At 63.7% G+C, this 11,485-nt stretch carries 9 protein-coding genes; 7 read left to right on the top strand and 2 right to left on the bottom strand.

The genetic code is table 11. The features are described from left to right. The first annotated feature begins 11 nt into the window (after positions 1-11). From EN914_RS09470 to EN914_RS09440, 7 genes are all read left to right on the top strand, one after another. Complete coding sequence (locus EN914_RS09470; protein WP_024503438.1) at positions 12-1,325, top strand: lytic murein transglycosylase; 1,314 nt, start codon at positions 12-14, stop codon at positions 1,323-1,325. 261 nt (positions 1,326-1,586) lie between these two features. Next, on the top strand, positions 1,587-3,230 hold the full coding sequence (locus tag EN914_RS09465; protein WP_024503439.1) for an ABC transporter substrate-binding protein: 1,644 nt from the start codon (positions 1,587-1,589) through the stop codon (positions 3,228-3,230). A gap of 18 nt (positions 3,231-3,248) precedes the next feature. Beyond that, positions 3,249-4,316: an ABC transporter permease gene (locus EN914_RS09460; RefSeq protein ID WP_024503440.1), complete on the top strand. Its 1,068-nt coding sequence runs from the start codon at positions 3,249-3,251 to the stop codon at positions 4,314-4,316. Next, positions 4,313-5,233, top strand: coding sequence for a nickel transporter permease (gene nikC / locus EN914_RS09455; protein WP_024503441.1), 921 nt, complete (start codon positions 4,313-4,315; stop codon positions 5,231-5,233). Before EN914_RS09460 ends, nikC begins: the two co-directional genes overlap by 4 nt. Next, positions 5,230-6,075: an ABC transporter ATP-binding protein gene (locus EN914_RS09450; RefSeq protein WP_024503442.1), complete on the top strand. Its 846-nt coding sequence runs from the start codon at positions 5,230-5,232 to the stop codon at positions 6,073-6,075. Before nikC ends, EN914_RS09450 begins: the two co-directional genes overlap by 4 nt. Then, entirely contained in the window at positions 6,072-6,821 is a 750-nt protein-coding gene (locus EN914_RS09445) for an ABC transporter ATP-binding protein (RefSeq protein WP_024503443.1), read from the top strand. Before EN914_RS09450 ends, EN914_RS09445 begins: the two co-directional genes overlap by 4 nt. Before the next feature lie 45 nt (positions 6,822-6,866). Next, a complete protein-coding gene (locus tag EN914_RS09440; RefSeq protein WP_024503444.1) occupies positions 6,867-7,181 on the top strand; it encodes a hypothetical protein in 315 nt (104 codons plus the stop codon). 12 nt (positions 7,182-7,193) lie between these two features. Here EN914_RS09440 and EN914_RS09435 read toward each other — a convergent pair whose 3' ends face one another. Both EN914_RS09435 and EN914_RS09430 read right to left on the bottom strand, forming a co-directional pair. Further along, positions 7,194-10,292 carry an efflux RND transporter permease subunit gene (locus tag EN914_RS09435; protein ID WP_024503445.1) on the bottom strand — a complete coding sequence of 1,033 codons (3,099 nt, stop codon included), beginning with the start codon at positions 10,290-10,292 and terminating at the stop codon, positions 7,194-7,196. After that, positions 10,289-11,368, bottom strand: coding sequence for an efflux RND transporter periplasmic adaptor subunit (locus tag EN914_RS09430; RefSeq protein ID WP_024503446.1), 1,080 nt, complete (start codon positions 11,366-11,368; stop codon positions 10,289-10,291). The genes EN914_RS09435 and EN914_RS09430 overlap by 4 nt, the downstream gene beginning before the upstream one ends. Between the last annotated feature and the right edge of the window lie 117 nt (positions 11,369-11,485).

Below are 11,485 nucleotides of genomic sequence, written 5' to 3'. Positions count from 1 at the left end.
GGATGCGGGTCATGATTTTTGCGCGTCCTTCCAGGCTGGTGCCAAGCACCCCCCTCGACAGGACGGAGAGGGGTGCGAAGGAACGCAAACCTCTCAGATTGGTTCTGTTTTCCTTTTTTGCAGTTCTTCTCTCGGTCTTTTCCACTCCCGCCTCCGCCGCAAAGATCGACGACCAGTTCCGCGCCTGGCTGCAGAACGACCTCTGGCCACAGGCCAAGGCGAAAGGCATTTCCAAAACCACCTTCGACGCCGCCTTCGACGGCATCAAGCCCAATCTGAAGCTGCCGGACCTGGTCAAGCCGGGCGAGAAGGCGGCCACGCCGCAGAAGCAGCACCAGGCCGAATTCGGCTCACCCGGCGCCTATTTCGCCGAGAAGACGGTTCGCGCGGTGACGGCAGGCGGGCGCGCACGCGAAGCCGCCAATGCCAGGACACTTGCGGCCATCGAAAAGCGCTATGGCGTGCCGGGCGAAGTGCTGCTGGCGATCTGGGGCCGCGAGACCGGATTCGGCGCGGCGAAGATGCCTTATGACGCCTTCGAAGTGCTGGGCACCAAGGCATTCATGTCGACCAGGAAGGACTTCTTCCGCACCGAACTGCTTGCCGCACTCGAGATCGTCGAGCGCGGGCTGGCTCCGGTCGGCGCGATGAAATCGTCCTGGGCCGGCGCGCTCGGCCAGCCGCAATTCATGCCGACCTCGTTCCTGAAACATGCCGTCGATTTCGACGGCGACGGTCGCGTCGACATCTGGAACTCGACGCCGGACGTGTTGGCCTCGATCGCCAATTATCTCGTCCACTATGGCTGGGTAAAGGGTCGTGGCTGGGGATTCGAGGTGACGGTGCCGGAAAGCGTTTCCTGTTCGCTGGAAGGCCCGGACCAGGGCAAGAAAATCTCGCAATGGGCTGATATGGGCATCAAGCGCGTCGGCGGCAAACCGTTTCCAGTGAGTGAGCTGAAGGCCGAAGGCTTTCTGCTGATGCCGGCAGGGCGCAGCGGCCCGGCCTTTGTCGCCACGCCCAATTTCTACGTGCTGAAGCAATACAACACCAGCGACCTGTACGCGCTGTTCATCGGCCATGGCGCCGATCGCATCGCCCATGGCGATCAGAACTTCGCCGGCAGCTGGGGCGCGGTCGGCGGGCTGCACCGTTCGGACATCGCCGCCCTGCAGCGGGCGCTGGAGGCCAAGGGATATGATGTCGGCAGCGCCGATGGCCTGCCCGGCTTCAAGACCCGCCGCTCGATCGGCATATGGCAAGCCAAGAACGGCCGCGCCGCCACCTGCTTCCCTGACGCCGACCTGGTCGCAGTGCTGAAATAGCTCCGAAATTAGCAGATTTTTCTCGATCGGCAGCCTCGATTGGCTGGCCTATGCGTCGACATCCCACCGGCCTTTCTGGTCCAATGAGCCGTCGTATAAATGCTCGTTGCCCGCCACGGGGCCGCCGGGTATGGTGTTGACCAACTGGACAAAAACCACGACGGTAAGTGGGCAGAGGGGCCGTCTCCAGGCCCCGAAAAAATTCCGCAACCCTGAGCCGGGAACTCAGGACAACAAACAACAAAACAGGGAACAATCACAATGATGATGGAAAAGTTTGCTCTACGCTCTCGCTTCCTGCTCGCGGGTGCCGCCATGTCGGCGCTGCTTCTGGCCGGCGCGCCCGCCGGTGCGGTCACGCCCGCCGACACGCTGGTCGAAGGTTTCGCGATCGACGACATCATCTCCATGGATCCGGGCGAGGCGTTCGAGCTGTCGACCGCCGAGGTCACCGGCAACACCTATGATCTGCTTGTCCGTCTCGACCTCAGCGACACCTCCAAGGTCAAGGGCGACCTTGCCGAAAGCTGGACCGTCTCCGATGACGGCCTGACCTACACGTTCAAGCTCAAGCCCGGCCTGAAATTCGCTTCCGGCAATCCGATCACGGCGTCCGATGTCGCCTGGTCGTTCGAGCGCGTCATCAAGCTCGACAAGAGCCCGGCCTTCATCATCGGCCAGTTTGGCATCAGCGGTGACAACGTCACCGAAAAGGCCAAGGCTGTCGACGACGGCACCTTCCAGTTCACCGTCGACAAGGCCTATGCGCCGAGTTTCGTGCTGAACTGCCTGTCGGCAACGGTCGCTTCGGTGGTCGACGCCAAGCTGGTCAAGGAACATGTGGCTGCGGTCACGCCGAGCGCCGACTACAAATGGGACAATGATTTCGGCAATGCCTGGCTGAAGACCGGCTATGCCGGCTCCGGCGTCTTCAAGCTGCGCGAATGGCGGGCCAACGAAGCCGTCGTTCTCGAGCGCAACGACAATTACTACGGCGAAAAAGCCAAGCTTGCCCGCGTCATTTATCGCAACATGAAGGAAAGCTCGGGCCAGCGCCTGGCGCTCGAGGCTGGCGACATCGACGTTGCCCGCAATCTCGAGCCGAACGACCTCGACGCCATCGCCAAGAACGCCGACCTCACCACCACCAGCGCGCCCAAGGGCACGGTCTATTACATCAGCCTCAACCAGAAGAACGCCAACCTCGCCAAGCCGGAGGTGCGCCAGGCGTTCAAGTATCTGGTCGACTATGATGCCTTGAGCTCCACCATCCTCAAGGGCATCGGCGAAATCCATCAGACCTTCCTGCCCAAGGGCGTGCTCGGCGAATTGGATGAGAATCCGTTCAAGCTCGATGTCGCCAAGGCCAAGGAATTGCTGGCCAAGGCCGGTCTGCCCGACGGCTTCAGCGTAACCATGGACGTACGCACCGGCCAGCCGACGACCGGCATGGCGGAATCGATCCAGCAGACGCTCGGACAGGCCGGCATCAAGCTCGAGATCATCCCGGGCGACGGCAAGCAGACGCTCACCAAATACCGCGCCCGCAACCACGACATCTATATCGGCCAGTGGGGCCAGGATTATTTCGACCCGAACTCCAACGCCCAGACCTTTGCCTCGAACCCGGACAATTCGGATGCGGCCAAGACCAAGACGCTGGCCTGGCGCAACGCCTGGGACATTCCGGACCTGACCAAGCAGACGGAAGCGGCACTGCTCGAGAAGGATGCCGGCAAGCGCGCCGACATGTACAAGGATCTCGAGAAGAAGATCCTCGACACCAGCCCCTTCGTCGTCATCCACCAGCAGCTGGAAGTGGCCGGCCTGCGCAAGAACCTCAAGGGCTTTGCGCTCGGCCCGAGCTTCGACACCAACTTCGTCGGCCCGGTGTCCAAGGAATAGTGCTCGCGGACACGCCGCATGAGCGCGGTTGAAAAAGAAGTGGCGGCGGGGCGCGGCAGCGCCCGCGCCGTCGCTATTGCATCATCGCTTGGCCGTTTCCTGGTCATTGCGATCACGACCTATCTTGGTCTGCTCGCGGTCACCTTCTTCATCGGCCGCGTCATTCCGATCGACCCGGTGCTGGCGGTGCTCGGCGACCGGGCGCCGGCCAATGTGGTTGAGCGCACGCGCCGCGAGATGGGTCTCGATTTGCCGTTGATCGAGCAGTTCTACATCTATGTGAAGAATGCGCTGAACGGCAATTTCGGCGTCTCCGTGCTGACCACCAATCCGGTCATGACCGACATTCGCCGGGCGCTTCCGGCCACGACGGAACTGGCGACGCTCGGAACGCTGATCGGCGCGTTGTTCGGCGTGCCGCTCGGTGTGCTGGCTGCGGTCAGGCGCGGCAGCCTCATCGACCAGATCGTGCGCGTCATCGGCCTGATCGGTTATTCCGTGCCGATCTTCTGGCTGGGGCTGCTTGGGCTGGTGCTGTTTTACGCCAAGCTGCAATGGGTTGCCTTCCCGGCGAGGCTCGACGTCGTCTACGAATACACCTTTACGCCGATCACCGGCTTCTATCTCCTCGACTCCGCAATGCAGGGGCAGTGGGACGTTTTTTACGACGCCTTCCGCCACATCATCCTGCCGGCCTCGCTGCTCGGCTATTTCTCGCTCGCCTATATCAGCCGCATGACGCGCTCGTTCATGCTCAACGAATTGTCGCAGGAATATATCGTCGCGGCGCGCGCCAAGGGCCTGTCGGAAACCCGCATCATCTGGGGCCACGCGCTGCGCAACGCAGCGGTGCCGATGGTGACGGTGATCGCGCTGTCCTATGCCGGACTGCTGGAAGGTTCGGTGCTGACCGAGACCGTCTTCTCATGGCCGGGCATCGGTCTTTACATCACCAATTCGCTGCAGAACGCCGACATGAATGCGGTGCTCGGCGGCACCATCGTCATCGGCTCGGTGTTCATCGCCATCAACCTTCTGTCCGACCTGCTGTATCGTGTGCTCGATCCGAGGACGAAGTCCGCATGAGCGTCGACACCATCCAGAGCCGTCGCGACTGGCTGCTCAGCGAGCGGCCGGCCTCGCGCATGCAGGCAAGGCTCGGCCGCGCCTATGTGGCGTGGCGGCGCTTTTCCGCCAACCGGTTGGCGTTTCTGGGCCTGCTCATCATCATTGCCCTGCTGGTCGTTGCCGCCCTTGCAGGCGTGCTGGCACCTTATTCGCCAACGTTTGGCGACCTGAAGAACGCGCGCCTGCTGGCGCCGAGCTCTGAGCACTGGTTCGGCACCGACGATCTCGGCCGCGATATCCTGTCGCGCATCCTCTACGGCTCGCGCTGGACGCTTTACGTGGTCATCCTGGTTGCCATCATCGCCGCACCCATCGGCCTTCTGGTCGGCACCGTTGCAGGCTATGCCGGCGGCTGGACCGATGCCATCCTGATGCGCATCACCGACATCTTCCTCGCCTTTCCCAAGCTGATCCTGGCGCTGGCCTTCGTCGCAGCACTTGGCCCCGGCATCGAGAATGCGGTGCTGGCCATCGCCATCACCTCATGGCCGCCCTACGCCCGCATCGCGCGGGCAGAGACGCTGACGGTGCGCAATTCCGACTACATCAAGGCGGTGCAACTGATGGGCGCCTCGCCCTTCCGCATCGTGCTGCGACATATCATGCCGCTTTGCATTTCGTCCCTGATCGTCAGGGTGACGCTCGACATGGCCGGTATCATCCTGACCGCCGCCGGGCTCGGTTTCCTCGGCCTCGGCGCGCAGCCGCCGCTGCCCGAATGGGGCACGATGATCGCCTCCGGCCGCCGCTTCGTGCTCGATCAATGGTGGGTGGCCGGTGCGCCGGGCTTCGCCATTCTCATCGTCAGCCTCGGCTTCAACCTGCTTGGCGACGGCCTGCGCGACGCGCTCGATCCGCGGAGTGGCGACCAATGAGCGGGGAGACGAAGACGCTTCTCGACGTAGACGACCTGCGCGTCACCTTCCCGACCCGCACCGGGCTGATCGAGGCGGTGCGCGGCGTTTCCTTTTCGCTCGGCCGCGAACGGCTCGGCATCGTCGGCGAATCCGGCTCGGGAAAATCGCAGACCGGCCGCGCCATCATGGGCCTGACGCCACCGCAGGCGCGGATATCGGCCAACAAGCTCGCCTTCGACGGCATCGACCTGCTCACCGTCTCGCCACGCGAACGCCGGGCGCTGCGCGGCAAGCGCATCGCCATGATCCTGCAGGATCCGAAATATTCGCTCGACCCGGTGATGAGCATCGGTCGCCAGATCGTCGAGACGCTGCGCACCCATGAAAAGGTCGGCAAGGCGGAGGCACGCGACCGTGCGCTGGCCATGCTGGAGGCGGTGCAGATCCGTGATCCCTCTCGCGTCTTCAATTTGCATCCGCATGAAGTTTCGGGCGGCATGGGCCAGCGCGCCATGATCGCCATGATGCTGATCGCCGGTCCGGAAATGATGATCGCCGACGAGCCGACCTCGGCGCTCGACGTCACCGTGCAGCTCGATGTGCTCGGCATCCTCGACCGGCTGGTCAGTGAGCGCGGCATGGGGCTGATCTTCATCTCGCACGATCTGCGCCTGGTCTCGTCCTTCTGCGACCGCGTCATCGTCATGTATGCCGGCAAGGTGGTCGAGCAGCTCAAGGCGTCCGAACTCGGCCAGGCCCAGCATCCCTACACGCGCGGCCTGCTCAATTGCATGCCCAAGATCGGTGCCGACCGCCACCCGCTGCCGGTGCTCGACCGCAAGCCGGAGTGGGCGGCATGACTTCTGCGATTGCCGTCGACAGGCTGGAAGTGATCTTCGACCGTTTTCGCGCACTGAAAGGCGTCAGCCTCGACGTGCAGCCGGGCGAATCCTTCGGCCTGGTCGGCGAATCCGGCTCCGGCAAATCGACGCTGCTGCGGGCCATCGCCGGCCTTGCGCCGGTTGCATCGGGCGGCATCGTCGTCAACGGCAAGACGCTCGGCGCGCGCCGCGACAAGGCCTTCTACCGTGAAGTGCAGATGGTCTTCCAGGATCCGTACGGGTCGCTGCACCCGCGCCAGACCGTCGACCGTCTGCTGCAGGAGCCGCTTGCCATCCATGGCTTTGCCGACGGCGAAAAGCGTATCCAGCGGGCGCTCGACGAAGTCGGCCTCGGCAACGGTTTTCGGTTTCGCTATTCGCACCAGCTCTCCGGCGGCCAGCGCCAGCGCGTGGCGATCGCGCGTGCACTCATTCTCGAACCGTCGATCCTGCTGCTCGACGAGCCGACCTCGGCGCTCGATGCCTCGGTGCAGGCGGAAGTGCTCAACCTGCTGGAAGAGGTACGCAAGCGGCGCAAGCTGACCTTCCTGATGGTCAGCCACGACCTCGCCATCATCACCCATATGTGCGAGCGGCTAATGGTGATGCAAAGCGGCGAGGCGGTGGAGAATCTGGCGGCGGCGGATCTTGTCGAACGCCGTGTGACCAAGGACTATACGCGCAATCTGTTGCGGGCCAGCGACGGGTTTGCGAGAACCGCTTGAATTCGTTTTCTCTTTTGCGCCGAACAACCATCTTGGGGAATTCCCATGGAGGAATGGAAGTTTGCGGATCCGCCCAATGTCGCGGTGTTTGTGGATAGGGCAGTCGTTACCCGCGGCGATTGGATTGCATACGTCTCACATGACGATGACGACGGCAGTTGGCAATTCCACAACAGCGAAACCGGACCTGTTGACGAAGGCGATATCATGATCGTCAGCTTGCAAAACGTTGTGCAGCGGGACGAAAGCATCCAGGCGTTGGCGGACTTGCCAGAAGGCTGGCACGCTTGGCGCACCTCGAAATCGTCGTCATGGCAACGCGCTAGGTCGCGCCCTGTGCCCTCCAACGACAACGAATGATCAGGCAAAGCCTTAGGCTGAGCCTTGCGCCAGTTCGCCGTTCTCCAGAACGGGTGGCTCTTCCCGGCCCTTCGGCTCCTTGACCCTGAACCACGTCACATAAAGCGCCGGCAGGAACAGCAGCGTGATTGCGGTACCCGCGATGATGCCCCCCATCATGGCATAGGCCATCGGTCCCCAGAACACTTCGCGTGCGATCGGGATCAGCGCCAGGCTGGCGGCCGCCGCCGTCAATGCGATCGGCCGCATCCGGTGTTCCGTCGCTTCGATGACCGCCGCCCAGCGGTCCTTGCCCTCTCGAACAAGATCCTCGATCTGCACGATCAGGATGACCGAATTGCGGATCAGGATGCCGATCAGCGCCAGCACGCCCAGGATGGCGACGAAGCCCAGCGGCGCTCCGCTCGGCACCAGGGCCGCCACCACGCCGATCAGGCCGAGCGGCGCCACCGCGACGACCAGGAACAGGCGCTGGAAGCTTTGCAACTGCACCATCAGGATCGTTGCCATGACGAACAGCATCAACGGCACGACGGCGGCGATCGGTCCCTGACTTTTGGCGCTCTCCTCGACTGAGCCGGCGGTGGCGATCGAATAGCCCGGCGGCAGCTTGGCGGTGAAGGCATCGACCGATGACTTCAGTTCGTTGACGACCGTGGCCGGCAGCACGTCGCCGACCAGCCCGGCGCGCACGGTGATGGTCGGGATGCGGTCGCGTCGCCACACCGTCGGTTGCTCCAGATCGTAGCGGAAGTTGGCGACCGCCGCGAGCGGGATCGCCTCGCCGGTGCTGGTCGGCAATTGCATGTTCTGCAACGTCTCGATCGAGCCGCGTTCGGCGCCGCGGGAGCGGGCCACGACATTGATCAGGTAGGTGGCGTCGCGCACCTGCGTGATGGTAGCGCCGCCGACCGTACTGTTCAGCGCGCTGGCGATGTCGGAGGAGGTGATGCCGAGCTGGCGTGCCTTGTCCTGCAGCACGTCGACCCTCAGCACGCGCTGCGGCTCGTTCCAGTCGAAGGTCGGCGCGGCGAGCTTTGGATTGGCGGAGATGACACCGGCGAATTGCTGCGCCAGTTCGCGCACCGTCTGGATGTCGGGACCGCCGACGCGGTATTGCACGGGGCGGCCGACCGGCGGTCCGAGTTCGAGCGGCTTGACGAAGGCGTCGGTGCCGACGAACTCCTCGCGCAGCAGCTTTTCCAGCGCCGGCTTGACCCGGTTGCGGGCCTCGATGCTCTTGGTGACGATGACGGTCTGGCCGAAATAGGGGTTGGCCGGCTGCACGTCATAGGCGAGCACGAAACGCACCGCGCCCTGGCCGATATAGGACGAGAAATGGTCGATGTCGGGATTGCCGACCAGTGCCCGCTGCTCGAACCGCTCCATCTGGTCGCGCGTGTCGGCGATCGAAGAATTCTGCGGCAGGTTCCAGTCGACGATCAACTCCGGCCGGTCCGATGGCGGGAAGAACTGCTGCTGCACCAGGCCGAAGCCGGCGATCGAGCCGGCAAACAACAACACGGTGGCGATGATGGTCAGCCAGTGATGGCGCACCGAGCCGACAAGCACGCGCCGGAACAGCGAGGTGAAGCGGCCCGGCTGGTCGTGATGCTTGGTTTTCATCGTCGCCGGCAGGATGGTGACGCCGAGCAGTGGCGCAAACAGCACCGCCACGATCCATGACACCAGCAGCGAAACGGCGATGACCACGAACAGGGTGAAGGTATATTCGCCGGCGGCGCTGTTGTTGAGGCCGATCGGGATGAAGCCGGCGACCGTCACCAGCGTACCTGTCAGCATCGGAAAGGCGGTCGATGTGTAGACATAGGTCGCTGCCTTGCGCAGATTGTCGCCGACCTCCAGCCGCGCCACCATCATCTCGACCGCGATCATCGCGTCGTCGACCAGAAGGCCGAGCGCGATGATCAGCGCACCCAGGGAAATACGCTGCAGCGAAATGCCGAGATAGGCCATGACGGTGAAGGTGATGGCCAGCACCAGCGGGATCGACAGCGCCACGACGAAGCCGGCGCGCATGCCGAGACTGATGAACGACACGGCGAGCACGATGGCGACCGCCTCGAATAGCGCGCGCGTAAAGCCCGAGACGGCCTCCTCGACGATGACCGGCTGGTCGGCGACCAAATGCACGCCGACGCCGACCGGCAGGTCGGCCAGCACCTTGTCCATCTCCTTGTGCAGGGCCTCGCCGAATTCGAGCAGGTTGGCGTTGGGTTTCATGCCGATGGCGAGCCCGATCGCGTCCTGGCCGTTGAAACGGAACAGTGCCGTCGGCGGATCGACGTAGCCGCGTGTGATCGTCGCTACGTCGCTCAGGCGGAAGAAGCGGTCGTTGACGCGCAGATTGATGGCGCGCAGGCTTTCCTCGGAGGTGAACTGCCCGCCGACACGCACGCTGATGCGCTCCGGCCCGGACTGGATGACGCCGGACGGCGTGATCGCGTTCTGCGCCTGCAGGCTGGCGACGATCGCTTGCTGGTTGAGGCCGAGGGCGGCGATCTGGCGGGTTGAGAATTCGAGATAGATCGCTTCGTCCTGGGCGCCGACCAGGTCGACCTTGCCGGCGTTGGGCACGGTCAGGATCTTTGTTCTGGCATCCTCGACATAGTCGCGCAACTGGCGCGGCGTCAGCCCGTCCGATGTGAAGGCGTAGATGTTGCCATAGACGTCGCCGAAGCGGTCGTTGAAGAACGGGCCCTGCACACCCTGCGGAAACTGTGCCCCGATGTCATTGACCATGTTGCGCACCTGAATCCAGTTCGGCACGACATCGCGTGCCTTGGTGGTGTCCTTCAGGTTGACGAAGATGACGGTCTGGCCGGCCGTGGTGACGGACTTGGTGTAGTCGAGGCTATCGAGTTCCTCGAGTTTCTTCTCGATGCGGTCGGTCACCTGCTGCACGGTTTCCTTGACCGAGGCGCCCGGCCAGTTGGCCTGGATGATCATCGTCTTGATGGTGAAGTTGGGATCTTCTTCACGGCCGAGATTGAGGTAGGAGAACACGCCAGCCACGACGAAGACCAGCATGAAATACCAGACCATGGAGCGGTGGTTGAGCGCCCAGTCGGAGAGATTGAAGCCTTTCATGAGGCCCCTCCCTCGGGCACTGTCACCTTCTGGCCTTCGCTCAGGCTGTGGACGCCCGCCGTGACAACACGCATGCCGGCCTCCAGCCCCTCGGTCACCGTGAAGGTGCCGCCATTCTTCGACGCGACCTTTATGTCGCGTGCGTTCACGCTCGATGTCTGCGGGTCGACGATCCACACTTTCGCGGAACCGTTCTTTTCGAACAGCGCCGACATGGGCAGTTCGATCGTCGGTGCCACCTTGGTCACGCGGGTCGCCGTCACCGTCGAGCCGAGCCGGAAGGCCTGTGGCGGATCCGTGAGCGTCAGCCTGACGCGCCGGGTGCGGGTCGAGCCCTCGGATTGCGGTGCGATCTCGCGCAGCTTAGCCCCGGTCTGGATCGTCGGCAGCGACTGCAGGATGACCTGGAAGGGCGTGCCGGCCGCGAGATCACCGGTCAATTGGTCGGGAATGTCGACCACCGCCTCGCGCAGGTCCGAGCGCGCCACGGTGACGACCGTCTGGCCGGGCGAGACCGTCTGGCCAACTTCGGCGCCGACAGCGGTGACGACACCGTCGAAATCAGAGAACAGCCTGGCATAGCCGAGCTGTTCCTGCGATTTGGCAAGCGAGGCCTTGGCCCGCTCGACACCTGCCTCCGCAGCTTTGCGCGCCTGCTGCGCGGCGTCGAAGACAGCTTGCGTGGCGTTGGCTGAGGCGAGTAACTGGCGCTGCCGTTCCTCGCTGGCGGCGGCGTTGGCGAACTGCGCCTCGGCATTGGACAGTTCCGCCTTGGCCGCCTGGAGCGACAACTCCAGCGCGGTCGGATCGAGTGCCGCTATCGTCGTGCCCTTGCTGACGATGTCGCCGACCTGGACGTCGCGCGAGACGACCCGGCCAAGCAGGCGGAAGGCCAGGTCGGCGCTGACCTGCGGTTCGACGGATCCGGCAAAACCGAAGACTTGCGTGGTGCGCGGCTCGATCACCATCGACAGCACCGGCCGGATGATCTCGGGCGGCTTTTCCTCCGACCTGGAGCAGGATGCCAGCGCGCCGAGCATGAGCACGCCGAGCAGGATGCGCGGCGTCCGGCTCATTGGCCCGCTCCCGATATCTCGATCGTCTGTCCAGGGCTGAGCAGCTGTCCTCCAGCGGTGACGACGCTTTGGCCTTCGTCCAGCCCCCTGGCGATCACGACCGTGCCCGAATTGAAC

Source organism: Mesorhizobium sp. M7A.F.Ca.CA.001.08.2.1 (genome assembly GCF_003998455.1).
Taxonomy (GTDB): domain Bacteria; phylum Pseudomonadota; class Alphaproteobacteria; order Rhizobiales; family Rhizobiaceae; genus Mesorhizobium; species Mesorhizobium ciceri.
Note: the sequence above shows the minus strand (reverse complement) of the source record. Positions and strands in the feature narration are given on the sequence as shown.